Below are 25,716 nucleotides of genomic sequence, written 5' to 3' on the forward strand. Positions count from 1 at the left end.
AGACATTTGCCCATGTCGATGGACCGTAACCTCGCCCTCGAGGCGATCCGCGTGACCGAAGCGGCGGCGCTCGCCGCCTCGCGCCTGATGGGGCGCGGTGATGAAAAAGCCGCCGATCAGGCCGCCGTCGATGCGATGCGCCGCGCGCTGAATGATCTCGATATCGATGGCACGGTGGTCATCGGCGAAGGCGAGCGCGACGAAGCCCCGATGCTGTACATCGGCGAAAAGGTCGGTACGGGCCAAGGCCCGCGCATTGATATCGCCCTCGATCCGCTGGAAGGCACGACCATCACCGCCAAGGGTGGCCAAAACGCCCTGGCCGTCATCGCGATGGCCGAAGCCGGTGGCTTCCTGAACGCGCCGGACGTTTATATGGATAAGATCGCCGTTGGCGGCGGTCTGCCGGAGGGCGTGGTCGATATCGATGCGGACCCGGCTGAAAATCTGAAGAATCTCGCGCAGGCCAAAAAGCTCGCCGTTGAAGATCTCGTCGTCTGCATTCTCGACCGGCCGCGCCATGCCGATCTGATCGCCAAAGTCCGCACGGCAGGCGCGCGTATCATGCTGATCTCGGATGGCGATGTGTCGGGCGTGATCGCGACCGCTCAGCCGAATTCGGGCGTCGATCTCTACCTCGGGTCGGGCGGTGCGCCAGAAGGTGTGCTGGCGGCGGCTGCCCTGCGCTGCATCGGCGGCCAGATGCAGGGCCGTCTGCTGTTCCGCAACGATGACGAACGCGGCCGGGCGACCCGTATGGGCATTACGGACTTCAACCGTAAGTACTCGATGCTCGATCTCGCTAAGGGCGACGTGATGTTCGCGGCGACCGGCGTGACCGATGGCGCGATGTTGCAGGGCGTGCGGCGCTTCCCCGGCGGCGCCTCCACCCATTCGCTGATCATGCGGTCGGCCACCGGCACGGTGCGCCATGTGACGGCTCAGCACAATACGGTGCTGAAGCCGATCGACCGCTAAGATGACGACCGGCGCCGCACCCGCCTTGCTGGGGGTAGACCGCTCGCTGGGCGGGCGGCGCTGGATTGATCGTGGGGGTGATGCCCGGTTGGGTCTCGCCCTCGCGCAGCGCCTCGGCCTGCCCGATCTCGTCGGGCGGCTGATGGCGGGGCGGGGGGTGACGCTGGAAACGGCGGACGATTTTCTGAGCCCCACGCTGCGGCGGGCGATGCCCGACCCATCGAGCTTCCTTGATATGGATAAAGCCGCCGAGGCTTTGGCCGACTGCGTTGCGCGCGGCGCAACGATTGGCCTGTTCGGCGATTATGATGTGGATGGCGCGACCTCTACGGCGTTGCTGTACCGCTTCTTTGCCGCGCTCGGCCCGGCGCCGTTGATCCATATTCCCGACCGCATGACCGAAGGCTATGGCCCGAACGCCCCGGCGCTGCTAGCGCTGAAGGAACGCGGGGCGGAGGTGGTCGTCACCGTCGATTGCGGTGCGACGGCGCACGAGCCGTTGCGCGCGGCGGCCGAGGCGGGGGTGAAGGTGATCGTCTGCGATCACCACGTCGGCGAACCGGCTTTGCCGCCCGCGCTGGCCGTGGTCAATCCCAACCGCTTCGATGAAACCACTGAACATCGCACGCTCGCCGCTGTTGGCGTTGCCTTTCTGCTGGCCGTCGCGGTCAACCGAACGCTGCGCCAGCGGGGGTTTTTCAAGGAAACCGGACGGGCGGAACCCGATTTGCTGGGGCTGCTCGATATCGTCGCCCTCGGCACGGTGGCTGATGTCGTGCCGCTCACCGGTCTGAACCGCGCGTTGGTGACCCAAGGCCTTGCTGTGCTGCGCCAGCGCCGGACGCTCGGCCTGCGGGCGCTCGCCGATAGTGCGGGGCTGGACGAGGCGCCGGAAGCCTATCACCTCGGCTTTGTTTTTGGTCCGCGCGTCAACGCTGGTGGACGGGTGGGGGAGGCTGCGTTGGGCGCGCGCCTGCTGACCACCGAAGACCCGTTGGAAGCGCAAACCATCGCCCGGCAGTTGCATCACTACAACGAAGAACGCCGTGCCATCGAAGCCCTGGTGCAGGAAGAGGCCATCGCCAAGATCGAAAGTGCCCCGCCCGCCAAGGACCAGCCGCTGATCTTAGTCGCGGGGGAAGGGTGGCACCCGGGGGTGATCGGTATCGTCGCCTCCCGCCTCAAGGAGCGCTATCACCGTCCGGCCTGCGTTGTGGCGCTGGAAAACGGCGTCGGTAAAGGCTCGGGCCGCTCGGTGCCCGGCGTCGCTTTGGGCGATGCGGTGATTGCGGCGCGGCAGGCGGGCCTATTGGTCGCGGGGGGCGGGCACGCGATGGCGGCAGGCTTCACTGTGCCACAGGATAAGCTGGCCGATCTCGAAGCCTTCCTGGCCCAGCGCATTACCGATGATCTGGCGGGGGCGCCGCTGGTGCCGCATTTGGCCATCGACGCGAGTCTCGACTGTCAGGGGGCAACGCCAGACCTGCTTACCCAGGTCGCGCGTCTCGGCCCCTTCGGCCAGGGCAATTCCGAACCGCGCTTCGTCGTCACCCCGGCGCGCTGCGTGAAGGCCGATCTGGTCGGCGGTGCCCACGTGCGTCTGATCCTAACCGGTCCCCAGGGCGGGCGACTGAAGGCGATTGCCTTTCGGGCGGCCGAAACCCCGCTGGGCGACGCCCTGCTGAACCATCGCGGCGCCTTTTTCCACATCGCCGGGCACCTGCGCCGCGATACTTGGCAGGGACAGGATGGCGTCCAGATGATTGTCGAAGATGCGGCGATTATGATCTAATCATCTGATATTCATAATGTTTTTCGGATGAAGTCATCTTTTTGTCACGAAACGCAGGTCACCGAAAAAACTCCCGCTTGACCCCTCCCCCTTAACCGCGCTATCAACCCCCCACGCCACGACGTCCCCATCGTCTAGAGGCCTAGGACACCAGCCTTTCACGTTGGTAACACGGGTTCGAATCCCGTTGGGGACGCCACCTCATCGAAGGAAGGCGATCGTCAAAAAAAGCTGCAACCAACTGGTTAGCAGCTTTTTTGTTTTTTGGATCGTCGCTCTGTACCGCTGTCGCAATGATGTTATCCGCCCCGGGTTTATTCTAATCTCGGGGATCAACCTGATCGGACCCGGAGGCGAGGATGGAGAAGGGCGGTTTTCCTGTTACCCGTAGCGATGCGGAGTGGCGGGCGCTTTTGACGCCGGAACAATATCGCATCATGCGAGCGCATGGCACCGAAGCGCCGGGAAGCTGTTCCCTGTTGCGGGAAGAGCGGCCCGGGCGTTTTTGCTGTGCGGGCTGCGATCAGCCTTTGTTTCAATCGGGCGAGAAGTTCGAGAGCGGCACCGGCTGGCCCAGCTTTAACGATCCGCTACCGGGGGCCTTAGGAACTCAGGTCGACCGCAAATTCGGGATGGTGCGCACGGAAGTTCATTGTGCCCGCTGCGGCAGCCATCTGGGCCATGTGTTCGAGGACGGCCCGCCGCCAACCTATCTGCGCTATTGCATCAACGGGGTGGCGCTGACGTTCGTTCCGGCGTAAGCCATCGGTAAGGGGCACGCTCGGTGTTGTTCGCCGGGCGGATGGCCATCCTGGCCGCTTTTAGCCAGCCGCAGAATCTTGATTCAAAAAGCCGCTATTCCGCTTCTCGGCGCGGGCGGGCGGGCCTATGCTGCGGCCTTTCGTGAGACTGTAGGAAAATTTCACATGCTGTCCGCCGCCGACCTCGAACTGCGTTATGCTGCTGCCCTGGGCCTGACCCGCGAAGCGGGGGATAAGGCCGCCGACTTCTTTCGCCGCCGTCACGAGTTGGTGATCGAGCATAAGGGCGTGCAGGATGTTGTGAGCATCGCCGACCGGGCCGCTGAGGAACATCTCGTCAGCGCCCTGCGCCGTCTGTTCCCCGAGGATCGCATCTTGGGCGAAGAGGGCGGTTTCCAGGGCGGCCAAGGCGCGGCTTGTTGGATCATCGACCCTATCGATGGCACCGCCAATTTCCTGCGCGGCATTCCCCATTGGTGCGTTTCCGTCGGCCTATTGGTTGGCGACCAGCTTGAAATTGGGCTGATCTACGATCCCATCGTCGGGGAAATGTTCACCGCCCGCCGGGGACACGGCGCTTTCGTCAACGGCCAGCCGATGCGCGTGACTGGCCAACAAGACCCGCAGAAGGCCCGCTTTGGCATCGGTTTTAGCTTCCGCCGTCCCCATAGCGAAACCCTTGGGGCGCTCGACCGTATCCTCGCAGGCAAAAGCGAGTTCGGGCGCATGGGCTCCGGCTCCCTCGGTGTCGCCTATGTTGCCGCCGGACGGTCGGACGGGTTTTGGGAACACCATATCAACGCCTGGGACGTTGCCGCGGGCCTGCTGCTCGTCACCGAAGCGGGCGGGCGCGTGAATGATTTCTTTGCAAACGATGGGCTGCATCAGGGCAATGAAATCATCGCCGCGACGCCGGAACTCTATGATCTGTTAGTGAAACTAACGCGGTAGGATGGGGCAGGGGCTTTGCCCCCTAGCCTCACCGCACCCGAACGATCTGCCCCGCCTCGGCAAAGCGAATCTGGCGGTTGCCGAGAGCGCGGAGTTTTTGGGCGAAGGTAGCGTCGGCGCGGGCTTCGGTATGATAAAGCCAGAGTTGGCCGAGCGATTGGCTGTCGAGCAGCGCCGTGACCGTCTCGAAATCCGCGTGGCCCTCGGTCGGGGTGTTGTCCGAGGGGGCCTGGGTTTCGTGGAAAGCGACGCGCGCGCCGGTCATCAGCGCGCGGCTGGCATTAGTCGGGCGACCGTCGCCGGAGTAAAAGAGGCTGGCGTCGCCCAAATCTAAGCGCAGGGCGTAATTCGTTGCGGCATGGTCGGTCTGGGCGGTGGCGAGGCGCAGCGGGCCGATGCTCTCCTGCCGGGTCGCGGGCAACAGTGGCACCGGGAAGGGCAGGGTGGCACTCGGCCAAGCGGCGAAGGCGAGGGCGCTTGCCACCCGGTCAAGCCCGTCGTCGGGTGCCAGGATCGGCAGCGGTTTCACCCGTCCGCGCGCCGCCATATGATCGACCAGCGCGGGCAAGCCGCCGCAATGATCGACGTGCAGATGGGTAAAATAGACCGCATCGATAAAGCCCGCATCGTCGGACCGCTGCCACACGGCTTGCGGCACGCCCTGGCCGCAGTCGATCAGCAGGCGGAAGCCTTCCGCCGTCACCAGCACGGCGGAATTGGCGCGGTCGGGGTCGAATGCCTCGCCGCAACCCAGAATATCAATCTCGATCATTATGTTCCGATTTTACCGGCCACATCGGCTTTCAAAAAACGCTCGACGATGACCATGAAGAGAAGCGAGGGGGCGAGCAGGAAGATCGAGGTGATCGAAGCGATCTGATAATTCCCCTGCATCGCGGCGGTATACAGCAGGATTGGCAGCGTCTGCACATCGGGCACGCCGACGAAGAAGGTGCCGGTAAATTCGTCGATGGACCCGAGAAAGACGAAAATCGCGCTGGCGATCAGCCCCGGTAGCGCCAGCGGTAACGTGACGGAGGTGAAGACTTTGAACGGCGCGGCCCCAAGGTCGCGCGCGGCGGCTTCCAAATCCCGGTCCACGGCGGCGAAGCTGGCGGAGGTGATCCAGACGGCGAATACCAGCCCTTGCAGCGTATGCACCAGCACGACGCCCGGAATCGTACCATTCAGGCCGATCTGGTAGAAAATCTGGCCGATGCTCTGATGGACCGCGACGGCGGGGATGGCTTGCGGCAGCAGGAACAGCAGCATCACCAGCGCCCGCAGCGGCATGCGGCGCCGGGCCAGGGCATAGCCCGCCGGAACGGCCAGCAACATCGACACGCCGACCGTTAGCAGCGCGATAACCACGCTGTTGATCATCGCGTCCATCGCCCCGGCGCGCGGGCGGAACACCCGTTCCCAGAACTTAAAGCCCCATTCGGTCGGCAGTTTGGCCGGGAAGAACCATTGCTCGGCGAAGGCCCAGATCAGGATATTCGAAATCGGCCCGAGGATGAGAAAGCCGACGAGGGCGAGCAGCAGTGCGCGGGGCAGCAGCTTAACCATAGGTCTGCCCCTTCTCCTTCGCGGCATGGCGCAGGTAGATCCAGGCGACGGAGGAGGCCATGAGCAGCGAAATCACCCCCAGCGCATTGGCAACGCCATAATCGCGGTAGGAATTCACCCGCCAAGCCATATCGACCGTGATCATCGTCGGCGACTCAGTGCCCAGTATTATGGGAACAGAGAGAACCGAGAGCATCATCACGTAAGACAGCACCAGCGTGACCATTACGGTCGTGCGCACCTGTGGCAGAATGATCTGCACCAGAATGCGCGGGCGGGAGGCGCCGAGGTCGCGCGCCGCCTCGATGGTCGATTTATCCAGCGCCGCCATCGCGCCGCCGATCACCAGCGCGGCAAAGGCCGCCTGCTTCCAAACGAAGGCGAAGACGATGCCGCGCCAGTCCAGCATGCCTTGGGCAGTTTCGGGCGTCAGCAGCCCGAGCGTCATCAGCAGATTGTTAAACAGGCCGAATTTCGCCAGAAACGTCCGCATCATCTGGGCGACGACGACGAAGGGAATGAACAAAGGCAGGCGGAACAGCCAGCGCAGCGCCGAAACCGTGCGCGGCCCCGTTGCCAGCACCAGATAACCGCCGACGCTGACCGCGATCAAACCGGTTAGCCCCGTTGCCAGCCCGACGATCAGCAGCGTGAATAGAATATCTTTGCCGTAGAGCGCGATCGCCTTGGCAAAATTCGCGAGCGATACCCCGCCCGTAGGATCGACAAACGCCTGCTGGACTGAAAGTCCCAGAGGCACCAGAAACAGCCCCAGCACGATCAGCAGGGCCGGGGCAATCATCAGCAGCGATGTCCAACGGCTTTCGGTCAAGATAGTCTCCTGGCGGGGGCGGTGCGCTAGGGGCTAATCCCCTAACGCACCGGGCGCCTTACTGCGTCACGTTCGCTTCGTAGCTTTCCTGAATTTCCTTCAGGTGGGCGGCGACCGGGAAGGTCTTGCCCTTGGCGGCGAGGTCCGCCGGCGTCACATCGGTGAACAGCTTGTCCCAGGTCTTCTGGTCCAGCGACTTCTGCACGTATTGGGCATCGATGCCAGGGTACCAGTTGAAGCGCTTGACGATACCTTCAGCCTGGATTTCCGGGCTGGCGGCGAAGTCGATGAACTTCAGGGCGATGTCCTTATGGGCGGCCTTGGCGGGCAGCGTATAGTACATCGGCTGGCCGGGCATCCCTGGACCGAGCAGCACCAGCTTGGTCTTCGGGCTGATCTTGCCGTCGGCCATCCAGCTATAGAACATATCGACCCACACCGGACCCATGGCGATTTCGCCACGACCGAGCATATCGAGCGTTCCGGCATTGCCCGGGGTGATGGTGGCGTTCTTATTGAACTCCTTCAGGCCCGCCAGCGCATCCTTCCAGCCCGCCTTGGCGTTGGCGTCGTAGGCGGTGGTGGTGGCGAGACCATTGGGGGCGAAAGCGTAAATCCAGCCGGTGACGAAGCCGACGCCGGACATGCCGCCTTTGATGCCATTATAGCCGAATTTCTTCGGGTTGGCCTTGGCCCAATCGGCGAGCGCCTGATAGGTCGTCGGCACGTCCTTGACCATATCCGGGTTATAGGCGATGGCGATCTGGCTGTTGAACATCGGCATCACATAGCCCTGCACATTGGCGCCGAGGGCGTTTTTGGCCGAATCGCGGGTAGCGAGCTTCCCGCTCTCGATCTTGCCAGTGTAATTCTCCAGCAGCTCTTCCTTCAGCATCGGCCCGGCGATGACCTGATGGACAACGGCGACATCGACGTCCCACTTATCCTGGCTTTTCTGCGCCTTCAGCTTTTCGAAGACGGCCTGCGAGCCGGCATCGCCCGGACCGGTGCCAATGGCGCGAACCTTCACGCCGGGGTTCTTGGCTTCGAACTTCGGGCCGAGGAAGTCGATGACGTAATCGACCATATTTTGGTCGCCCGCCGTTACGACGTTCAGCGTGACCTGGGCATTGGCCCCGGCGGAAAGGGCGAGCAGGCTAACGGCGGTCAGCGCCGCCACCCGGAAACCACGAAACGTCGTCATAGCGAAACTCCTTGAGAAGACTCAGGAAAGGGGAAAGGCGAGCAGGGCCGACGCCGGAAGGGTGACGCGCACGGCGGCCCCCTCCGGCAGCGGAACGGGGTGATCGACCAGCAGCGCGCCGTCGCCCAAGGCAATGGCGTAGCGATAGGTGCCGCCGGGGTAGGAGCGCTGCCGGATCGTGCCGGGCAGGCTAAGCGCTGCCGCGTCCGGGGCAGCATCGGGCGCGGTCAGGGTGACGGCGGCGGCGCGGAAATGCAGCGCGAGGCGCCCGTGTGGCGCTAGGTTTTCCGGCAGGCGCAAGGCATCGCGCGGCAGGCTCTGCGCGGCGCCGCCTGCCGGGGTCAGATGGATATCGGCGCCGTCCAACCGATACTCCGTCTCGATCTTATTATCGGCCCCGAAGAAATCGGCGACGAAGGCGGTGGCGGGCCGGGCGTAAATATCCTCCGGTGTGCCGATCTGCTCGATCCGCCCGCCGCGCATGACGACGATACGGTCGGCCATGATCATCGCTTCTTCTTGATCGTGGGTGACCAGCACGGCGGTAAGGCCGAGTTTGGCTTGCAGCGCCTTGATCTCGTGCCGCACCTGATGGCGGATGCGGGCGTCGAGGTTCGATAGCGGCTCGTCCAGCAATAAGAGGGCCGGGTTGACGACGATGGCGCGGGCGAGGGCGACGCGCTGGCGTTGCCCGCCGGAAAGCTGCGTCACCATCCGGTCGGCAAAACCATGCAACCCGACGCGGGTTAGGGCTTCCATCACCTTCGCGGCGATCTCGGCCTTCGGGCATTTGCGCAACACAAGCCCATAGCCGACGTTCTGCGCGACCGTCATATGCGGCCACAGGGCATAGGATTGGAAGACCAGGGCCGTATCGCGCTTTTCCGGTGGCAGGTTGGTCATATCCACGCCATTCAGCCGGACGTGCCCGCCCGATGCTGGATGAAAGCCCGATAGCACGCGCAGCAGTGTCGTCTTCCCGCAGCCGGACGCGCCGAGCAGGGCGATCAGCTCGCCTTTAGCGACGGTCAGGGAAATACCGTCGAGCACGGGCGTCGCGCCATAGGCGGCAGCAATCCGGTCGATCTCCAGAAACATCCATCGTCCTTTTTGGGTCGCGCGCAAATTTGAATGCGCATCCAATTTCCTGCGCCAGGGATACACGCGGCCCGTGACCGGGGGATTGCGCTTTGATGACAGAAATATGACGCGCTTGGAGGATGGGGGTTCCGTCGCTATACTGAGAGAAATTAAGGATTTTTCGAATGAATCGACGGGCTACGGCCGAAGATGTGGCCAAAGCGGCAGGGGTCTCCCAAGCCACGGTATCGCGGGTGTTTACCCCGGGTGGAAGCGTATCCAAAAAAGCGCGCGAAAAGGTGGAAAAAGCTGCCCAGGATCTGGGCTACCGCCCCAATGCGTTGGCCCGCGGGTTAACCCAGCGGCGCACCGGTCTGATCGGCGTTGTCACCGGCGATCTGTCGAGCCTATACGATTGTCAACTGCTCTCCCACCTCTGCGGCGCGTTGCGGGGTGAACAATGGCAACCGTTGCTGCTGCGTACCGCCCGGTCAGACGAAACCGGCGGCGCGCTGCTGGAAGCGATGGCCTATCAGGTCGATGCGATTATTCTGGCGGCGGGCAGCGTGCCGCCGTCGATCCTCGATGAAACCCAAACCTTTCACACGCCGATCCTCATGTTGGGCAAAGGCCCGACGCCAGGGGTGGATACGATTTGCTGCGACAATCCCGCCGGTGTGCGCCTTGTCGCCCGGCACCTGCTGGCGGCGGGCCATCGCCGCATCGCCTATATTGCGGGTAACCCGGCTGCCTTCAGCGAGCGGGAGCGGCAGGCGGGCTTTACCGAAGCCCTGGCGGCGGCGGGCGGCAGTCTCGTGGCAGTGGCCCCCGGTGACTATACCTACGAAGGCGGGCAGGCCGCGGCGCTAAGCCTGCTGACCAGCCCGACCCCACCCGATGCGATTTTCTGCGGTAACGATACGATGGCCTTGGGCGCGCTCGATGCTGCCCGGCATATCCTCGGGTTATCGGTGCCGCGCGATGTTGCCATCGTTGGGTTTGACGATATCACAATGGCCGCTTGGCCGGGGTACCGGCTGACCACCGTGCAACAGCCGATGGAGAAAACCGTGGCGGCGGCGGTGAGTTTGCTGCGTCAACGCCTTGATGGGGAAGACTTGCTGCCGCAATCCATCCGCATTCCCGTTAGCCTTGTCTTGCGGGCGTCCACCCGGCCTTTAGATGTTTAAAGGCATGGCGCGGCGTTAGCGTGCTGTTAATTCCCACGTGGTAATCGCAGAAACTGCCGCTACACTCGGCAGCTTCGCAATCCATCGGGAGTTTTATTCAGCATGGCCTTCCGACTAACGCCGCAGGATCAGGCGTTGCTGAACGGCGAGGCCGGGGCCGCCGTGGCCTCGGCGATGAGCGTTCTTAGCGCTTTCAGCGAAGCCCTAGGGGCGGAAGAACTGCTCGACATATCCCGCGCGCATATCGACGGCTGCTTATTTCACGGGCAGGTTAGCCTCGATTTCGTCGAACGGCTGGTGGCGGGGGACGGGCGCGTGCGCGTGCCGACGACGCTGAACGTCGGGTCGCTCGATCTTATTCACCCGGAACGGGTCCATCTGGTGCCCGCTGCCGAAGCCCCGGCGCGGCGGTTGATGGAAGCGCATGTCGCCCTTGGCTGCATTCCCTCCTTCACCTGCGCGCCCTATCAGACCCGCTTCCGGCCGAAGTTTGGCGAACAGATCGCCTGGGGCGAATCCAATGCGATTGTTTTTGCGAATTCGGTCATCGGCGCGCGCACCAACCGCTATGGCGATTTTATCGATCTCTGCTGCGCGTTGACAGGTCGCGCCCCGGCTTGGGGGCTGCATCTTGACGAAAATCGGCGCGGACAAATCCTGTTCCGCCTGACCGGCTTCCCCGCCTCTCAGGAAGCGACTGACGGGCTCTTTATCGCCGTAGGCCTCCTGATCGGCAGCCAGAGCGTCGAGAAGGTGCCCGTGATCGAAGGTTTGCCGGTTCCACGCGATGAGGATCAATTGAAGGCCCTGGGCGCCGCCGCCGCCTCGGCCGGGGCGGTCGGGCTGTTCCATGCCGTCGGTATCACGCCGGAAGCGCCAACCCTGGCCGATGCCCTCGGCGGTCAGGCACCCTTGGCGGTGATCACGATTACGCCCGCCGACGTGGAGGCGGCCCTCGCCCGCCTTTCGAGCGTGCCGGATGGGGCGCCGCTGGGGGCGGTCTGCCTTGGTACGCCGCATTTCTCGCTGACCGAATGGAAACGGCTGATCCCGCTAGTGCGCGAGATTGCGCCGCGCTGTGCGGTTCCGATCTATGTCAATACCGGGCGGGCGACGCTCATGGCGCTGGAAGAAACCGGCGCGCTGACCGGTCTTACCGATTTCGGTGTTATCCCGGTGGCCGATACCTGCACCTATATCACGGCGGTTTTAGAGCAAATCGACGGGGTGGTGATGACCAATTCCGGCAAATGGGCGCATTATGCCCCGGGGAATATCGGTGTGCAGGTGGCGTTCGGGTCGTTGGAAGAGTGTGTCGCCTCCGCCGCCGCCGGGCGCGTTGTGCGGGGGGCCGCATGATCCGCCCAGGTCGGGCCTATGCCGATGGGCAGGCGGAGGGCGCGGCGCTCGTGCTGACAGAAGCGCTGAGTTTCTGGGGCGGTATCGATTCGGCGACCGGCACGATCATCGACCGCTCGCACCCGCAGGTGGGGGAGAGTGTGGCCGGGAAAATCCTGGTGATGCCGGGGGCGCGCGGCTCGTCGTCGTCCTCCTCGGTTTTGGCGGAATGCTTGCGGCTCGGCACCGGCCCGCTCGGCATTCTCTTAGCGCGGCCGGATCCGATCTTGACCGTGGCGGCGCTCGTTGCCCGCTCGCTCTATGGGATTGCCTGTCCGATCCTGGTGGCGGAAATCGCGGGGATCGCGACCGGTGACCGTCTGCGCCTGCAGGCCAATCAGGGCGGCGGGCACGCAGAAATTTTGCCCGCGCATTGATCCGATTGCCGGGGGCGCGGCACCTGTGGAATGATTAAGCTTATGGATACGCGCCTTCCCGTGCAGCCCCTGGCTGCCGCTTCCGCCCCTGCCGTCGCAGCGCCCGATACACCGGCCCCCTCGGGCCGCCGGGGCCGCGCGCGGTCGGAGGCTGAAATTCTGGCCGTGGCAGAAGAAGTCTTTGCCACCTATGGGCTGCACGGCGCGACCACGGCGAAAATCGCTGACCGCGCGGGTATCCCGAAAGCCAATATCCATTATTATTTCAGCACGAAGGAAGCGCTCTACCTGCGGGTGCTGAAGGATATTCTGGAAGAATGGCTGTCGGCGGCGGCCTTTGATGTGGAGGATGCCGCCCGCCCGGCGCTGGAGCGCTATATTCGCGCTAAGCTGAACTATTCCCGCGAGCGCCCCCAGGCGTCCAAAGTCTGGGCGAATGAGATTTTGAACGGCGCGCCGCTGATCCGCGCGCATCTCGAAGACCGGTTGCTGGCCTGGGTCGATGCCAAGGCGGCGGTCATTCAGGGCTGGATCGACCGGGGGGAACTTGCGCCTGTCGATCCGCGCCACCTGCTGTTCAGCATTTGGGCGACGACGCAGCATTATTCTGACTTTGCCACGCAAATCACCATTCTGCTGCGAAAAGAGGCGCTGGAAGCCGATGATTTCGAGCAGGCGGCGCAGCTCTTGACCCAGATGGTGCTGGGCGGTCTCGCGACGGGGCGCTGATCGCGCTGTTTTTGTCCTCCTAAACAGATGCTCTTGACCGTTTGGTCAGAAGCTGGTCTGCTTTTTGCTCAACAGGACGGGCGGGTGAAGCCGGGGCGTTAGACCCCAGCGACCCCCCAAGGGTTTCGAGCGGGAGCGTGAACAACGGGGAATTTCCCCGAACGGGTATTATTGCCCGGTCCATCCTTCCGCAGTCTTGATCGGGTCAGGCAGTTCGGGGAGCAAGGATCGTGGCCAGCAGCAATACCAACGACCGGTCGAATATGGCGGTGAACGAGGCGCGTCTGTGGGACAGCCTGATGGAAATGGCCAAGATCGGCGCGACGGAAAAGGGCGGCGTGTGCCGCATCGCGCTGACCGACCTCGACCGCGAGGGGCGCGATCTATTTGTAAAATGGTGCAAGGACGCGGGCTGTACCATCTCCGTCGATCAAATGGGCAATATCTTCGCTCGCCGCCCCGGTAAGAATAATGATCTGCCGCCGGTGATGACTGGCAGCCACCTCGACAGCCAACCGACGGGCGGCAAATTCGACGGCGTGTATGGCGTGCTGGCGGGGCTTGAGGTGGTGCGGACGCTGAATGATTTCGGCATTGAAACCGACGCCCCGGTGGAAGTGGCCGTTTGGACGAATGAAGAAGGCAGCCGTTTCGCCCCGGCAATGGTCGCGTCCGGTGTGTTTGCCGGGGTTTTCGATCTCGACTACGGCCTGTCACGCGCCGATCTCGACGGCAAGACGATGGGCGAGGAGTTGAAGCGCATCGGCTATGCAGGCGACCTGCCGGTCGGCGGGCGCCCGATTGGCGCTTATTTTGAAGCGCATATCGAACAAGGGCCGATTCTGGAAGCCGAAACCAAGACCATCGGCGTCGTGACTCATGCCCAAGGCCAGCGCTGGTACGAGGTCAACGTCATCGGTCAGGATGCCCATGCCGGGCCGACGCCAATGGAGCGCCGCAAGGATGCCCTGGTCGGGGCGGCGCGCATGGTCGGCGAAGTCAACCGCATCGGTCTGGCCCATAAGCCGTTCGGGCGCGCGACGGTGGGGCTGCTGAACCCCATTCCCAATTCGCGCAACGTCATTCCCGGCAAGGTGTTTTTCACCATCGACTTCCGCAATCCGAATGAGGACGCTTTGACGGCGATGGATGCGGAAATGCGGGCCTCGTTGGCCAAAATCGCCGAAGAACAAGGGCTTGAGATCGAGATTACCCAGATTTGGCACTCGCCGGTCGTGACCTTCCACGAAAAATGCGTTGGCGCGGTGCGTAATGCCACCCAGCGTCTCGGGTTTTCCAATATGGAAATTGTCAGCGGTGCCGGGCACGACGCCTGCTACATCAATCGCGTCGCGCCGACCGGGATGATCTTCATCCCCTGCGAAGACGGCATCAGCCACAATGAAATCGAAAATGCCGCTCCGGCTGATTGTGCGGCGGGCTGTAATGTACTGCTGCACGCCATGGTCGAAGCAGCAACGGCTTAAACAGAAAATCCTGACCAATCGGTCAAGTTTTTACTTGACCGATTGGTCAGATCAAAACATCCTTCAGTCTAACAACAATAAACATCAACAGGGTTCGAAGTCATTCCGCACGCAGCGGACCGCCTGTATCGGGCGTGAGGACGGAGGGTTTCATGAAGGATTTAGTGGATATTACCGCCGGGCGTTTGCCCGGGGCGGTGCTGGCCGAAAATTTCGGCGACGCGCACCCGCCGCTGACGCCAGCACAGGCGCTGGTCGAAGCGGATCGCTGTCTGTTTTGCTACGATGCGCCGTGCCAGACGGCCTGCCCAACCGGGATTGATATTCCGAGTTTTATTCGGAAGATCGGCACCGGCAATCTCAAAGGCTCGGCCCAGGATATTCTGTCGGCGAATATTATGGGCGGCATGTGCGCCCGCGTTTGCCCGACCGAAATTCTGTGCGAACAGGCCTGCGTGCGGAACACTTACGAGGATAAAGCCGTGCAGATCGGCGCCTTGCAGCGGCGGGCAACCGATTGGCTGTTCGAACAGGACATCCAGCTCTTCACCCGCGCCGAACCCACGGGCAAGAAAGTTGCCGTCGTCGGCGGCGGTCCAGCGGGCCTCTCGGCGGCGCATAAGCTCGCGACGCTGGGCCATGACGTGACGGTCTACGAAGGCCGCGCCAAGCTGGGCGGCCTTAATGAATATGGGATCGCCGCCTATAAGACGCCGTTTAATTTCGCGCAGAAGGAAGTCGAATACATTCTGGCGGTTGGCGGCATTACGGTCGTGACCGACTGGAAGCTTGGGCGCGATGGATCGCTGGACGATCTCGTTAAAGGCTTCGATGCGGTTTTCCTGGGGCTTGGGCTCGCGGGCGTTAATGCGCTGAACGCGCCGGGCGAAGACTTGCCAGGGGTTGAAAACGCCGTCGATTTCATCGCGCGCCTGCGGCAATCGAGCGACCTGAGCCAGCTTCCCATCGGGCGGCGGGTGATCGTTATCGGCGGCGGCAATACCGCCATTGATGCGGCAACCCAGGCCAAGCGCCTCGGCGCCGAAGATGTGACCCTGGTGTACCGTCGCGGCGTCGAAACCATGACGGCCACCCCGGTCGAACAGGAATGGGCGCAGATCAACGGCGTGAAGATTAAGCATTGGGCCAAGCCGGTAAAGGTCGAGAACGCTGACGGCGCGGTCAGCGGTGTGACCTTCGAATATACGACGCTGCAGGGCGGGGCGGTGGTCGGCACGGGGGAAACTTTCACCCTGGCCGCCGATCAGGTCTTCAAGGCTATCGGCCAGACCTATGCGGAACCGGAGTTTCCGGGGCTGACGCTCGAAAAAGGCCGCATCAAGGTCGATGCCGACCGCAAAACCAGCTTAGCGAAAGTCTGGGCCGGGGGCGATTGCGTTGCGGGCGGACAAGACCTCACGGTCGCCTCGGTCGAGGACGGCAAGCGCGCCGCCCTCTCCATCCATGCAACCCTGATGGCTTAAGGAGAGGCGGCATCATGGCTGACTTGCGCACCAATTTTGCAGGTATCAAATCGCCGAACCCCTTCTGGCTGGCCTCTGCCCCGCCGACGGATAAGGCCTATAACGTCATCCGCGCGTTCAAGGCGGGCTGGGGCGGCGTTGTCTGGAAGACGCTGGGGGAAGACCCGCCCGTGGTCAACGTCACTTCCCGCTATGGCGCGTGGCACGATGGCGACCGCCGGGTGATGGGGCTGAATAATATCGAGCTGATCACCGATCGGCCGCTAGAAGTGAACCTGCGCGAAATCAAAGAAGTGAAGCGCGACTGGCCCGACCGGGCGCTGGTCGTCTCGCTGATGGTTCCGTGCGAGGAAGACAGCTGGAAGCGTATTCTGCCGCTGGTGGAAGACACCGGCGCAGACGGGATCGAGCTTAACTTCGGCTGCCCGCATGGCATGTCGGAACGCGGCATGGGGGCGGCGGTCGGGCAAGTCCCCGAATATGTCGAAATGGTCACGCGCTGGTGCAAGCAGTATAGCCGCATGCCAGTGATCGTGAAGCTAACGCCGAATATCACCAATATCCTCGGCCCGGCGCGGGCGGCGAAGGCGGGCGGGGCGGATGCGGTCTCGTTGATCAATACGATCAATTCGATCATGAGCGTCAATCTAGACGCGATGGCCCCCGAACCCGTGGTAGACGGCAAGGGCACCCACGGCGGCTATTGCGGCCCGGCGGTAAAGCCGATTGCTCTGAATATGGTGGCCGAAATCGCCCGCACGATGGATACGCGCGGTATTCCCATCTCCGGAATCGGCGGGATCACCACGTGGCGCGACGCGGCGGAGTTTATGGCGCTCGGGGCCGGGGCCGTACAGGTCTGTACCGCCGCGATGGTCTACGGCTTTAAGATCGTCGAAGACATGATCGACGGCTTGAACAATTGGATGGACGACAAGGGCTATAAGACGCTCGACGATTTCGTCGGCATGGCTGTCCCGAATGTCACCGATTGGCAGTATCTGAACCTCAATCACGACCTGAAAGCGCGGATCAATCAGGATCTCTGCATCTCCTGCGGGCGTTGCCATATCGCCTGCGAAGATACGTCCCATCAGGCGATCACCAAGGAAAAAGACGGCAAGCGCTACTTCGATGTGGTCGATTCGGAATGCGTGGGCTGTAACCTCTGCATGATCGCCTGCCCGGTGCCCCAGTGCATCACGATGGAGGCAGTCGATACCGATCGGCCTTATACCAATTGGACGACGCATCCGAATAATCCGATGCGCAAGGTCGCGGCGGAATAGGATGGGGAACGGGCGCAGGCTTTATCAGTCTGTGCCCGCTTTTCTTTTAGGCGCAGCTTGTTAGGGTGGGTGACGGCTGGAATGCGGAAGGTGATGCGGATGGACGAGACGAGCGCGGCGGCAAACGGTTCTGCCCGGGCAGAGGCGGCGCAGCCGGTGATCGAGATTGCCGATCTGTCGCTGGTCTATCAAACGGCGGATCACCCGGTAATGGCGCTGTCGCACGTTAATCTGACCATCAATAAGGGCGATTTTGTTTCCTTCATCGGCCCATCCGGCTGCGGGAAGACGACGCTGATGCGCGTGGTGGCCGATCTCGAACACCCAACCTCCGGCAAGGCACTTGTGAATGGTGGCACGCCGGAGCAAGCGCGGCTCGACCGCGCCTATGGCTATGTGTTTCAGGCGCCGACGCTCTATCCTTGGCGGTCGGTGGAGCGCAATGTCATGCTGCCGCTCGAAATTATGGGGTTGCCGAAGGCGGAACAAAAGGCCCGCGCTAAGGCGGCGCTGGAATTGGTCAGCCTGACCGGCTTCGAGCGCAAATTCCCGTGGCAGCTTTCGGGCGGGATGCAGCAGCGCGTGTCCATCGCCCGCGCCCTGAGCTTCGAGCCGCAACTGCTGCTGATGGACGAGCCGTTCGGCGCCTTGGATGAAATCACCCGCGACCGGCTGAACGACGAGTTGCTCAGCCTATGGAAGAAGACCGAGAAGACGGTGATTTTCGTCACCCATTCGATTTCGGAAGCCGTCTATCTCTCCACCAAGATTGTCATCATGAGCGCCCGGCCCGGCCGGATCATTGATGTGATCGATAGCCCGCTGCCGCGCGACCGTTCGGCAGCGACGCGCGATACGCAGGCTTTCCTAGAAGTTGCCCACCGGGTGCGCGAAGGGCTGCTGGCGGGGCATGGGCAGGATGAATAGGGTTTCGCACGCCCTCTCGCGCAGCCTGCCGCTGGTCTTTGTGCTGGCGGTTTTGGCGCTTGTCTGGCTCGCCGCATCCGTTTGGCTGAACGCGCCGCAGATCACCGACCTTTGGCAGCGCAACGGCAAGACCGCCTGGACGACCGCCGAACTGATCGATGCCGCCTGGAGCCAGGAACGCCCGCTGCTGCCCGCGCCGCAGCAGATTTACGCTGACCTCGCCAAGAGTTTTTCTGCCCGCCTCGATAGCCCGCGCAATTTGCTGTTCCATACCTGGGTGACCGGATCGGCCATGGCCTCCGGCTTTGGGCTGGGTGTGCTGCTCGGCATCATCTTGGCGCTTGGCATCGTTCACGTCCGCACGCTGGAAAAATCGCTGATGCCCTGGGTCATCGCGTCTCAGACCGTGCCGATCCTGGCGATTGCGCCGATGATCGTCGTCGTGCTCGGCAATCTCGGGCTGACGGGGCTGCTGCCGAAGGCGGTGATTGCGATGTATCTCTGCTTTTTCCCCATCACCATCGGGCTGGTGAAGGGGCTGCGCTCCCCCGATCCACTGCAGCTCGATCTGATGCGTACCTATTCGGCCAGTCCCAGCCAAACCTTCTGGAAACTGCGCTGGCCCGCCGCCATGCCGTTTCTATTCACCAGCCTGAAGGTGGCGATTTCGATTGCCTTGGTCGGCGCGATTGTCGGCGAACTGCCGACCGGCGCGCAGGCGGGCCTGGGGGCGCGGCTGCTGGCGGGGTCTTACTATGGTCAGACGATCCAGATTTGGTCGGCGCTGGTGGTATCTGCCATTCTTGGCATGGCGCTGGTCGCGTTGATCGGGCTGATCGAACGCTTCGCCCTCAGCTATCAAGCGGCGCCGAAAGCGGCGGGAGGGGCGAAATGACCCCGCTGATCCTGGCCGGTGCGACGGCAGCAGGGGCGATTGCCAGCCTTGCCGTCTTAAGCGCCAAGGGGGCCGGTCTGCTGCTCTGGCCTTTGGCGGTGGCGACGCTTGGCGCCGCGTGGCTGCTGATGACCCGCCTGTCGAACGATAGACAGGCTGATGCGCGCTTTGGCTGGTCCGTTCCGGCGATTTTTGGGCTGTCCTTGCTGTTCGCCTGGGAAGTCGTCACGCGCGGCTTCGATATTCCCCGCGTGCTGCTGCCCGCGCCCAGCCTGATCGGGGCGGCGCTTCTCGCGCAAGCCGCAATCTTATTTGCCGATTTTCAGCAGACGGTGCTGAAGTCGGTCATTGCGGGCTATCTGCTGGGCAATGGTTCGGCTTTCATTATCGCGCTGTTGGTGGATCGCTCGCCGTTCCTGCAACGCGGGTTGTTGCCGTTGGGGAACCTCGTCAGCGCCATTCCCATCGTCGGCATCGCGCCGATTATGGTGATGTGGTTCGGCTTCGATTGGCCCTCGAAGGCGGCGGTGATCGTCGTCATGACCTTTTTCCCGATGCTGATTTCGACGCTGGCGGGCTTGCAGGCGACCGACCGGATGCAGCGCGATCTGATGACATCCTATGGGGCCAGCTATGGGCAAACGCTGCTCGCCTTGCGTTTACCGGCAGCAGCCCCGATGATCTTTAATGCCTTGAAGCTGAACTCCACCCTGGCGCTGATCGGCGCCATCGTCGCCGAATTCTTCGGTACGCCGATTGTCGGCATGGGGTTCCGCATTTCGACCGAGGTAGCGCGGATGAACGTCGATGTCGTCTGGGCCACCATTGCCGTTGCCAGTGTGATCGGATCGGCCTTCTACGGCACGATCACGCTGATCGAGCGGCGCATGACGTTCTGGCACCCATCGTTCCGCAAGGCGCGGGGGTGAGAGGGATGCCCAAGACCTGGGGCGCATAATCCGGGCGGGGCACAGGGTAGGGGTTCCACGGTAACTGTTTATGGCAACGATTTGGGGGACTGAGATGATGTCGATGAAAAGCCTGCTGGTTTCATCCGCTCTGGTGCTGGCGGCGGGGATCGCTACGGGCGCTTCCGCCCAGGATAAGCTGACGCTGCAACTGAAGTGGGTCACCCAGGCCCAGTTCGCGGGCTATTATGTGGCCAAAGACAAGGGTTTCTATAAGGAAGCCGGTCTCGATGTGACCATTAAGGCCGGCGGGCCGGATATTAACCCCAGTCAGGTGATCGCCGGCGGCGGCGCCGATGTGATCGTCGATTGGATGCCGTCGGCGCTGGCGACGCGCGAAAAGGGCGTCGATCTCGTCAATATCGCCCAGGTCTTTCAGAAGTCGGGCATGATGCTGACCTGCCGCAAGGATAGCGGCGTGACCGCGCCGAAGGACTTCCCCGGCAAGACGCTGGGCGTCTGGTTCGGCGGCAACGAATATCCCTTCCTCGCCTGGATGGATAAGCTCGGCTATGCCACCACGGGCGGCAGCGGCGTGACGGTGCTTAAGCAGGGCTTTAACGTCGATCCGATCCTGCAAAAGCAGGCCGCCTGTATCTCCACTATGACCTACAATGAATATTGGCAGGTCATCGACGGCGGGCTGAAAGATAGCGATCTGCTGGTCTTTAAGTACGAAGACCAGGGCGTCGCGACGCTGGAAGATGGGCTTTATACCCTGGGTAAGCACGTGAAAGACCCGGCAATGGCTGCAAAGCTGGCGAAGTTCGTCAAAGCCTCGATGAAGGGCTGGGATTGGGCCGCCGCCAATAGCGATGCCGCCGCCGGGATCGTGTTGGATAATGACGCGTCCGGCGCCCAGACCGAAAAGCATCAGAAGCGTATGATGGGCGAAATTGCGAAGCTCATCGGGTCTAACCCCAAAGGCACGGGCTATCTCGATCCCGCCGCCTATGACCGCACGGTTGCCGTGTTGATGGGCGGCAAATCCGCCCCCGTCATCACCAAGAAGCCGGAAGGCGCCTGGACGCACGAGATTTTCGATAAGGCGAAGTAAGCCGCTGGGCGGGGCTGGGTCGGCCAGCCCCGCCGTTTCGATCACGAAAAGCGTTACCCAGAGGGGGAAGGATCATGGCTCTGCTCATTCGCGGCGGGACCGTCGTTACCGCCGAAACCACCGTTCGGGCCGATGTTCTGTGTGACGGTGATAAGATTATCGCCGTTGGACCCGATCTCGAAGCCCCGGCGGGCGCCGACATCATCGATGCGGGCGGGCAATATGTTATGCCGGGCGGGATTGATCCGCACACGCATATGGAACTGCCGTTCATGGGAACGGTGGCATCGGAAGATTTCTACACCGGCACCGCGGCAGGCGCGGCGGGCGGGACGACGATGATCATCGATTTCGTCATCCCCAGCCCGCAGCAGTCGCTGATGGAGGCCTATAAAACCTGGCGCGGTTGGGCAGAAAAAGCGGCGACTGATTATTCTTTCCATGTCGCCGTGACCTGGTGGGACGATAGCGTGGCGCGCGATATGGGCACCCTGGTGCAGGACCATGGGGTGAATAGTTTCAAGCACTTCATGGCCTATAAGAACGCCATCATGTGCGAAGACGAAGTGCTGGTGAACAGCTTCACGCGCGCGTGGGAACTGGGCGCACTCTGCACCGTGCATGCCGAAAACGGCGAGCTGGTCTATCACCTGCAAAAGAAGCTGATCGCCCAGGGCATCACCGGGCCGGAAGGCCATCCGCTGTCCCGCCCGCCAGAAGTGGAGGGGGAGGCGGCAAACCGCGCCATCCGCATCGCCCAGGTGCTCGGCGTGCCGCTCTACATTGTCCATGTCTCGTGCAAGGAAGCGCTGGAAGCCATCTCCCGCGCCCGCGCCGAAGGCCAGCGGGTCTATGGCGAAGTGCTGGCGGGGCATCTGGTCGTCGATGAAAGCGTCTATCGTTCCACCGATTTCGAGTTTGCGGCGGCCCATGTGATGAGCCCGCCGTTCCGCTCCAAAGAGCATCAATCGGCCCTGTGGCGCGGTTTGCAGTCGGGGAACCTTCAGACCACGGCGACCGATCATTGCTGCTTCTGCGCGCCGCAAAAGGCGGCGGGCCGCAATGATTTCACTAAGATTCCTAACGGCACCGGCGGCGTTGAAGACCGGATGATGGTGCTGTGGGACCAGGGGGTGAATACGGGCCGCCTGACGCCGAACGAGTTCGTGAAGGTTACCTCCGCCAATACCGCCCAAATCTTCAACCTCTACCCGCGCAAGGGGACGGTGGCGGTTGGGGCGGATGCGGATATCGTCGTGTGGGATCCGAAGGGTACCAAGACGATCAGCGCCAAGACCCATCACCAGAACGTCGATTTCAACATCTTCGAAGGCATGACGGTCACGGGCATTCCCAGCCATACGATTGCCGCTGGGAAGCTGGTCTATGCCAAGGGCGAGCTGCGCACAGTGCGCGGCGCGGGCCGCTATGTGAACCGCCCGGCCTTCCCCAGCTATTTCGAGGCCTTAAAGCTGGTGAAAGACATTAATACCCCGAAGCCCGTGACGCGCGCGGCGGCGGCGGAATAAGCGTTTTTGCAAGCAGGCGTGCAGCGGCGGGGTCGATAGCCCTGCCGTTTGCTTTTGGTCAGGCCCCAACGTCGGCTAGCGGATAAACTTGCGTGTTTTCGCGGTGAATCCGGTCCTTCAGGGCGGCGAATACCCCCTTTAGGGCGGTTTGGAAGGCGGGATATTCGGTCACCAGCTTACCCGAATGGACCCATTGGGCCAGAAAATCCTCATAAGTCTGCCGGATGCCGCCCATTTCGGTCTGATATTTCGCGGCCAGATCGCGGACTTTCGTATCCTCGTGCCGGGCGAGCCGGGGGTAGAGAACATCGTCTTCTAAGGCGAGATGTAGGCGAAGCTTGGCGGAGAGTTCGCTAAAGGCCTGGCGGATTTCCTGCGCGCGGGTATGGCCCGTCGGACTCATCAAGATCGCTTCGATCCGCCCGACGATGGCGCCGATTTCATCATGCTGGGTCCGAAAACGTTGCGTGGGCAGGATGCTCATCAAAAACCTCCAAATTCGATACAATTTTGTTATATCGAATCGATATTTTCAGAGTCCAGAAAAAAGACGCTTTCAAAATGCGTCTTTTTTAAACGCCCGGAAACCCGCCTACCAACCGACCGAATCGACCAGCGTGTAAACTTCGGTATTCTCGCGATGAATCCGGTCCTTCAAGGCCGCAAAAAGCCCCTGGGTTGCCGCGCTGAAACCCGCCGTATCGGTCACCAGCTTGCCGGAATGCACCCAAGTCGACAGATAGGCCTCATAGGCGTCGCGGATGCCGCCCATTTCAGTTTGATAGCGGGTTGCCATATCGCGCACTTTGCCGTCGTTGTGCCGGGCGAGGCGGGGATAGAGGACGTCATCTTCCAGCGCTAAATGGATCCGGAGTTTTGCCGAAAGTTCGCTGAACCCTTGCCGAATTTCCTGCGCGCGCGGGGCCCAGTTGGGCGACGCCAAAATCGCTTCTATCCGTTGCACGATGGTCGCGATTTCGCTGTGCTGGCTACGGAAACGATGCGTGGCAGTCGGCTGCGTCATGGGGAACCCTCGCGGAAGAAACAGAGCCTCCTCAATCTACTATAGACCGAGAATGCTGCAATCTTTCTACCGCAGAGGGCGCAAATTTCATACCGGCCTGTCAGGCAGCCTGATCGACCAACGGGTAAAGCTCGGCATCCTCCCGCCGCAACCTTGCTGTCAGCGGCCCAAAAACCGCCGCCACCGCCTGGGTAAAGCCTGAGCGATCTTGCGCGAAGCGGCCCGAGTGCAGCCAGTCGCGCAGGAAGGTTTCGTAGGTTTCGCGCAGGCCGCTCATCTCGGCTTGGAACTGCTGGGCGCGGTCGCGCAAGCGGGCGTCCGAGTGGCGGACCAGCCGAGGATAGAGCGCATCATCTTCCAACGCCAAATGCAGGCGGAGCTTGGCGGAAAGCTGATGAAAGGCTTCCCGCAGCGGGGCTGCCGGACTATCGGCGGTAAACCCCCGCAGCAGGGTCTGAATAGTTTCGATCAGCCCGTAGAGATCGGCATGTTGGCTGTGAAACCGCACCATCGTTGGCGATACGCTCATTCTCGTCGCTCCTCTGTCAGCCGAAGGTCGAGGGCAGAATGGGAAATAAAATAGGTATTTTAAATTCATATTTAAGCGCGGCAGCCATGCGCGGGCGATGTCACGGCAGGAAGGAAACGCCGCATGGCATTCTTTGGAAGGGTGATGCTACAATTTATTAAAATTGCGATTATATGCCGTCGTATCCGCAATCTGCTTGGGGATGGCAAAAAGGGGGAATAGGGTGCGTCTCGCTCGGATATTGGCCTTGGGTCTGGTGCTCGCCGCCATCGGGAAACCTGTGTGGGCGCAAGCTATCGTTGCCAAAATCCCCGGCATCGCCGACGTGGTAAGCTTCGCCGTCGGGCTACAGCATCCCTGGGGGCTGGCCTTCCTGCCCGATGGCCGCGCGCTGGTTACCGAGCGGCCCGGCCGCCTGCGGCTGATCGGGCGCGACGGGAAACTGTCGGACCCGCTGACGGGCGTTCCCGATGTTGTGGCGCGCGGGCAGGGCGGCTTACTTGATGTCGCCATCGATCCGAATTTTGCCGAGAACCGTTTCGTCTATCTCAGCTTTAGCGAAGGTGGGCCGGGTGGGGCGGGAACGGCGGTTTTTCGGGGGGCGCTCGGGCCGCGTGGGCTGGAAGAGGGCCGGGTAATTTTCCGGCAGGTGCCGAAAGTGAACGGCACCGGCCATTTTGGCTCCCGCTTGGTTTTTGGCCGCGACGGCACCCTCTTCGTCACCCTCGGCGACCGGTACGCCTACCGCGATAGCGCCCAAGATGTGACAACGCACCTAGGGAAGATCGTGCGCATTCGCCGCGACGGCACCCCGCCGAGCGATAACCCCTTCCTCACCCGGTCCGACGCGAAGCCGGAAATCTGGTCCTATGGGCATCGGAACGTCCAGGGCGCGGCTCTCCATCCGCTGACCGGCCAGCTTTGGACCGTCGAACATGGAGCGCAGGGGGGCGACGAGTTGAACCACTCGCAGCCGGGCAAAAACTACGGCTGGCCGGTCATCACCTATGGCGTCGATTATTCCGGCGCCAAGATCGGTATCGGCACAAAGGCGCCCGGCATGGAGCAACCGGTCCATTATTGGGTTCCCTCGATTGCCCCGTCCGGCCTCTTGTTCTACACCGGTTCGGCCTATCCGGGCTGGAAAGACGCCCTGTTCACCGGTTCGCTTAAGTTCGGCGCCTTGGTCCGCTTAACCCTAAACGGCGACGCCGTAACGCAGGAAGAACGGCTGCTGCAAGACCTGGGCGAGCGCATTCGTGACGTACGCCAAGGGCCGGACGGGCTGATTTATCTTCTTACCGATTCGCCCGAGGGCCGGGTGTTGCGGCTGAACCCGGTCAAAAAACCCTAATCAGCCAGGGCGTAATCCAGCACCTGAACCGTGCGCAGGATCGGGGCGATGGCCTCGTGGATCACGCGCTGGTGCTCGGGATGCGGAAGATAGGCATCGCGGGCGGCGGCATCGGCGAAGATCATGGTGAAGCCAAAATCGATCCCGCTTCCCGCCGGTTCCGGGCTCATTTGCGGGCCGCCGGAATAAGAGACTAGGCCGGGGATGCGGCCAACCAGCGCGGCCAAAGCATCGGCGCAGGTCTGTTGCTGCGCGTCGGTTGCCGCCGCCGTCCAGCCCAGCAAAACGATGTGAGCGATCTTCGCCATTTCG

At 62.4% G+C, this 25,716-nt stretch carries 26 protein-coding genes and 1 tRNA gene; 18 read left to right on the plus strand and 9 right to left on the minus strand.

Annotated features, from left to right (window positions below):
• Window positions 1–18: 18 nt before the first annotated feature.
• The 5 genes from glpX to CHR90_RS03300 all read left to right on the plus strand — a co-directional run bounded on the left by glpX (window position 19) and on the right by CHR90_RS03300 (window position 4,482).
• Window positions 19–978, plus strand: coding sequence for a class II fructose-bisphosphatase (glpX, locus tag CHR90_RS03280; protein WP_094407599.1), 960 nt, complete (start codon window positions 19–21; stop codon window positions 976–978).
• A 1-nt stretch (window position 979) separates the two neighbouring features.
• A complete protein-coding gene (recJ, locus tag CHR90_RS03285; RefSeq protein WP_094407553.1) occupies window positions 980–2,770 on the plus strand; it encodes a single-stranded-DNA-specific exonuclease RecJ in 1,791 nt (596 codons plus the stop codon).
• Window positions 2,771–2,893: 123 nt separating this feature from the next.
• A tRNA-Glu gene (locus CHR90_RS03290) sits at window positions 2,894–2,969 on the plus strand.
• A 160-nt stretch (window positions 2,970–3,129) separates the two neighbouring features.
• Window positions 3,130–3,531 (plus strand): peptide-methionine (R)-S-oxide reductase MsrB, encoded by a 402-nt coding sequence (gene msrB / locus CHR90_RS03295; RefSeq protein WP_094407554.1) that lies wholly within the window; start codon window positions 3,130–3,132, stop codon window positions 3,529–3,531.
• A gap of 165 nt (window positions 3,532–3,696) precedes the next feature.
• A complete protein-coding gene (locus CHR90_RS03300) occupies window positions 3,697–4,482 on the plus strand; it encodes an inositol monophosphatase family protein (protein WP_094407555.1) in 786 nt (261 codons plus the stop codon).
• Between the two features lie 28 nt (window positions 4,483–4,510).
• Here CHR90_RS03300 and CHR90_RS03305 read toward each other — a convergent pair whose 3' ends face one another.
• Genes CHR90_RS03305 through CHR90_RS03325 form a run of 5 tightly spaced genes read right to left on the minus strand, consistent with a single transcriptional unit; the run spans window position 4,511 to window position 9,185 of the window.
• Complete coding sequence (locus tag CHR90_RS03305; RefSeq protein ID WP_094407556.1) at window positions 4,511–5,254, minus strand: MBL fold metallo-hydrolase; 744 nt, start codon at window positions 5,252–5,254, stop codon at window positions 4,511–4,513.
• On the minus strand, window positions 5,254–6,051 hold the full coding sequence (locus CHR90_RS03310) for an ABC transporter permease (RefSeq protein ID WP_094407557.1): 798 nt from the start codon (window positions 6,049–6,051) through the stop codon (window positions 5,254–5,256). The genes CHR90_RS03305 and CHR90_RS03310 overlap by 1 nt, the downstream gene beginning before the upstream one ends.
• Window positions 6,044–6,883 (minus strand): ABC transporter permease, encoded by an 840-nt coding sequence (locus tag CHR90_RS03315; protein WP_212668596.1) that lies wholly within the window; start codon window positions 6,881–6,883, stop codon window positions 6,044–6,046. Before CHR90_RS03315 ends, CHR90_RS03310 begins: the two co-directional genes overlap by 8 nt.
• A 58-nt stretch (window positions 6,884–6,941) precedes the next feature.
• Window positions 6,942–8,087: an extracellular solute-binding protein gene (locus CHR90_RS03320; RefSeq protein ID WP_094407558.1), complete on the minus strand. Its 1,146-nt coding sequence runs from the start codon at window positions 8,085–8,087 to the stop codon at window positions 6,942–6,944.
• A 21-nt stretch (window positions 8,088–8,108) separates the two neighbouring features.
• Complete coding sequence (locus tag CHR90_RS03325) at window positions 8,109–9,185, minus strand: ABC transporter ATP-binding protein (protein ID WP_094407559.1); 1,077 nt, start codon at window positions 9,183–9,185, stop codon at window positions 8,109–8,111.
• Between the two features lie 167 nt (window positions 9,186–9,352).
• On the opposite strand from CHR90_RS03325, the gene CHR90_RS03330 reads away from it, so the two are divergent.
• From CHR90_RS03330 to hydA, 12 genes are all read left to right on the plus strand, one after another.
• Complete coding sequence (locus tag CHR90_RS03330) at window positions 9,353–10,357, plus strand: LacI family DNA-binding transcriptional regulator (RefSeq protein WP_094407560.1); 1,005 nt, start codon at window positions 9,353–9,355, stop codon at window positions 10,355–10,357.
• 102 nt (window positions 10,358–10,459) lie between these two features.
• Window positions 10,460–11,716: an aconitase X gene (locus CHR90_RS03335; protein WP_094407561.1), complete on the plus strand. Its 1,257-nt coding sequence runs from the start codon at window positions 10,460–10,462 to the stop codon at window positions 11,714–11,716.
• A complete protein-coding gene (locus tag CHR90_RS03340; RefSeq protein WP_094407562.1) occupies window positions 11,713–12,132 on the plus strand; it encodes an aconitase X swivel domain-containing protein in 420 nt (139 codons plus the stop codon). Before CHR90_RS03335 ends, CHR90_RS03340 begins: the two co-directional genes overlap by 4 nt.
• A 42-nt stretch (window positions 12,133–12,174) precedes the next feature.
• Entirely contained in the window at window positions 12,175–12,861 is a 687-nt protein-coding gene (locus CHR90_RS03345; RefSeq protein WP_094407601.1) for a TetR/AcrR family transcriptional regulator, read from the plus strand.
• 263 nt (window positions 12,862–13,124) lie between these two features.
• The gene (locus tag CHR90_RS03350) at window positions 13,125–14,348 is read left to right on the plus strand and encodes a Zn-dependent hydrolase (protein ID WP_094407602.1); all 1,224 of its coding nucleotides are present in this window, start codon (window positions 13,125–13,127) and stop codon (window positions 14,346–14,348) included.
• Between the two features lie 152 nt (window positions 14,349–14,500).
• Window positions 14,501–15,832, plus strand: a complete 1,332-nt coding sequence (locus CHR90_RS03355) for an NAD(P)-dependent oxidoreductase (protein ID WP_094407563.1) — start codon at window positions 14,501–14,503, stop codon at window positions 15,830–15,832.
• A gap of 14 nt (window positions 15,833–15,846) precedes the next feature.
• Window positions 15,847–17,121, plus strand: a complete 1,275-nt coding sequence (gene preA / locus CHR90_RS03360; RefSeq protein ID WP_094407564.1) for an NAD-dependent dihydropyrimidine dehydrogenase subunit PreA — start codon at window positions 15,847–15,849, stop codon at window positions 17,119–17,121.
• A 99-nt stretch (window positions 17,122–17,220) separates the two neighbouring features.
• Window positions 17,221–18,048, plus strand: a complete 828-nt coding sequence (locus CHR90_RS03365; RefSeq protein WP_094407603.1) for an ABC transporter ATP-binding protein — start codon at window positions 17,221–17,223, stop codon at window positions 18,046–18,048.
• Window positions 18,041–18,943, plus strand: coding sequence for an ABC transporter permease (locus CHR90_RS03370; protein ID WP_094407565.1), 903 nt, complete (start codon window positions 18,041–18,043; stop codon window positions 18,941–18,943). The genes CHR90_RS03365 and CHR90_RS03370 overlap by 8 nt, the downstream gene beginning before the upstream one ends.
• Window positions 18,940–19,872 (plus strand): ABC transporter permease, encoded by a 933-nt coding sequence (locus tag CHR90_RS03375; protein ID WP_094407566.1) that lies wholly within the window; start codon window positions 18,940–18,942, stop codon window positions 19,870–19,872. The genes CHR90_RS03370 and CHR90_RS03375 overlap by 4 nt, the downstream gene beginning before the upstream one ends.
• Before the next feature lie 94 nt (window positions 19,873–19,966).
• A complete protein-coding gene (locus CHR90_RS03380) occupies window positions 19,967–20,968 on the plus strand; it encodes an ABC transporter substrate-binding protein (RefSeq protein WP_094407567.1) in 1,002 nt (333 codons plus the stop codon).
• Between the two features lie 74 nt (window positions 20,969–21,042).
• Window positions 21,043–22,497, plus strand: coding sequence for a dihydropyrimidinase (hydA, locus tag CHR90_RS03385; RefSeq protein ID WP_094407568.1), 1,455 nt, complete (start codon window positions 21,043–21,045; stop codon window positions 22,495–22,497).
• A 58-nt stretch (window positions 22,498–22,555) separates the two neighbouring features.
• On the opposite strand, the gene CHR90_RS03390 is transcribed toward hydA, so the two are convergent.
• The 3 genes from CHR90_RS03390 to CHR90_RS03400 form a co-directional block, all read right to left on the minus strand.
• On the minus strand, window positions 22,556–22,981 hold the full coding sequence (locus CHR90_RS03390) for a hemerythrin domain-containing protein (protein WP_094407569.1): 426 nt from the start codon (window positions 22,979–22,981) through the stop codon (window positions 22,556–22,558).
• Window positions 22,982–23,089: 108 nt separating this feature from the next.
• Entirely contained in the window at window positions 23,090–23,521 is a 432-nt protein-coding gene (locus tag CHR90_RS03395) for a hemerythrin domain-containing protein (RefSeq protein ID WP_094407570.1), read from the minus strand.
• A gap of 100 nt (window positions 23,522–23,621) precedes the next feature.
• Window positions 23,622–24,050, minus strand: a complete 429-nt coding sequence (locus CHR90_RS03400) for a hemerythrin domain-containing protein (protein WP_170941272.1) — start codon at window positions 24,048–24,050, stop codon at window positions 23,622–23,624.
• A gap of 223 nt (window positions 24,051–24,273) precedes the next feature.
• Between CHR90_RS03400 and CHR90_RS03405 the strand changes: the two genes are divergently transcribed.
• The gene (locus CHR90_RS03405) at window positions 24,274–25,404 is read left to right on the plus strand and encodes a PQQ-dependent sugar dehydrogenase (protein WP_229671590.1); all 1,131 of its coding nucleotides are present in this window, start codon (window positions 24,274–24,276) and stop codon (window positions 25,402–25,404) included.
• On the opposite strand, the gene CHR90_RS03410 is transcribed toward CHR90_RS03405, so the two are convergent.
• Complete coding sequence (locus CHR90_RS03410; RefSeq protein ID WP_094407573.1) at window positions 25,401–25,712, minus strand: Dabb family protein; 312 nt, start codon at window positions 25,710–25,712, stop codon at window positions 25,401–25,403. The genes CHR90_RS03405 and CHR90_RS03410 overlap by 4 nt on opposite strands.
• Window positions 25,713–25,716 lie beyond the last annotated feature (4 nt).

The sequence above is a fragment of the Elstera cyanobacteriorum genome (genome assembly GCF_002251735.1).
Taxonomy (GTDB): domain Bacteria; phylum Pseudomonadota; class Alphaproteobacteria; order Elsterales; family Elsteraceae; genus Elstera; species Elstera cyanobacteriorum.

Bases quoted from the DNA above. Each gene is read 5' to 3' on its own strand.
- CHR90_RS03340 (WP_094407562.1), top strand. From the start codon at position 11,713: ATGATCCGCCCAGGTCGGGCCTATGCCGATGGGCAGGCGGAGGGCGCG.
- CHR90_RS03305 (WP_094407556.1), bottom strand. From the start codon at position 5,254: ATGATCGAGATTGATATTCTGGGTTGCGGCGAGGCATTCGACCCCGAC.
- recJ (WP_094407553.1), top strand. From the start codon at position 980: ATGACGACCGGCGCCGCACCCGCCTTGCTGGGGGTAGACCGCTCGCTG.
- CHR90_RS03380 (WP_094407567.1), top strand. From the start codon at position 19,967: ATGATGTCGATGAAAAGCCTGCTGGTTTCATCCGCTCTGGTGCTGGCG.
- CHR90_RS03350 (WP_094407602.1), top strand. From the start codon at position 13,125: ATGGCGGTGAACGAGGCGCGTCTGTGGGACAGCCTGATGGAAATGGCC.
- hydA (WP_094407568.1), top strand. From the start codon at position 21,043: ATGGCTCTGCTCATTCGCGGCGGGACCGTCGTTACCGCCGAAACCACC.
- CHR90_RS03410 (WP_094407573.1), bottom strand. From the start codon at position 25,712: ATGGCGAAGATCGCTCACATCGTTTTGCTGGGCTGGACGGCGGCGGCA.
- CHR90_RS03370 (WP_094407565.1), top strand. From the start codon at position 18,041: ATGAATAGGGTTTCGCACGCCCTCTCGCGCAGCCTGCCGCTGGTCTTT.
- CHR90_RS03335 (WP_094407561.1), top strand. From the start codon at position 10,460: ATGGCCTTCCGACTAACGCCGCAGGATCAGGCGTTGCTGAACGGCGAG.
- CHR90_RS03355 (WP_094407563.1), top strand. From the start codon at position 14,501: ATGAAGGATTTAGTGGATATTACCGCCGGGCGTTTGCCCGGGGCGGTG.
- preA (WP_094407564.1), top strand. From the start codon at position 15,847: ATGGCTGACTTGCGCACCAATTTTGCAGGTATCAAATCGCCGAACCCC.
- CHR90_RS03310 (WP_094407557.1), bottom strand. From the start codon at position 6,051: ATGGTTAAGCTGCTGCCCCGCGCACTGCTGCTCGCCCTCGTCGGCTTT.
- CHR90_RS03320 (WP_094407558.1), bottom strand. From the start codon at position 8,087: ATGACGACGTTTCGTGGTTTCCGGGTGGCGGCGCTGACCGCCGTTAGC.
- CHR90_RS03375 (WP_094407566.1), top strand. From the start codon at position 18,940: ATGACCCCGCTGATCCTGGCCGGTGCGACGGCAGCAGGGGCGATTGCC.
- CHR90_RS03400 (WP_170941272.1), bottom strand. From the start codon at position 24,050: ATGAGCGTATCGCCAACGATGGTGCGGTTTCACAGCCAACATGCCGAT.
- CHR90_RS03390 (WP_094407569.1), bottom strand. From the start codon at position 22,981: ATGAGCATCCTGCCCACGCAACGTTTTCGGACCCAGCATGATGAAATC.
- CHR90_RS03325 (WP_094407559.1), bottom strand. From the start codon at position 9,185: ATGTTTCTGGAGATCGACCGGATTGCTGCCGCCTATGGCGCGACGCCC.
- CHR90_RS03395 (WP_094407570.1), bottom strand. From the start codon at position 23,521: ATGACGCAGCCGACTGCCACGCATCGTTTCCGTAGCCAGCACAGCGAA.
- CHR90_RS03300 (WP_094407555.1), top strand. From the start codon at position 3,697: ATGCTGTCCGCCGCCGACCTCGAACTGCGTTATGCTGCTGCCCTGGGC.
- glpX (WP_094407599.1), top strand. From the start codon at position 19: ATGGACCGTAACCTCGCCCTCGAGGCGATCCGCGTGACCGAAGCGGCG.
- msrB (WP_094407554.1), top strand. From the start codon at position 3,130: ATGGAGAAGGGCGGTTTTCCTGTTACCCGTAGCGATGCGGAGTGGCGG.
- CHR90_RS03345 (WP_094407601.1), top strand. From the start codon at position 12,175: ATGGATACGCGCCTTCCCGTGCAGCCCCTGGCTGCCGCTTCCGCCCCT.
- CHR90_RS03330 (WP_094407560.1), top strand. From the start codon at position 9,353: ATGAATCGACGGGCTACGGCCGAAGATGTGGCCAAAGCGGCAGGGGTC.
- CHR90_RS03365 (WP_094407603.1), top strand. From the start codon at position 17,221: ATGGACGAGACGAGCGCGGCGGCAAACGGTTCTGCCCGGGCAGAGGCG.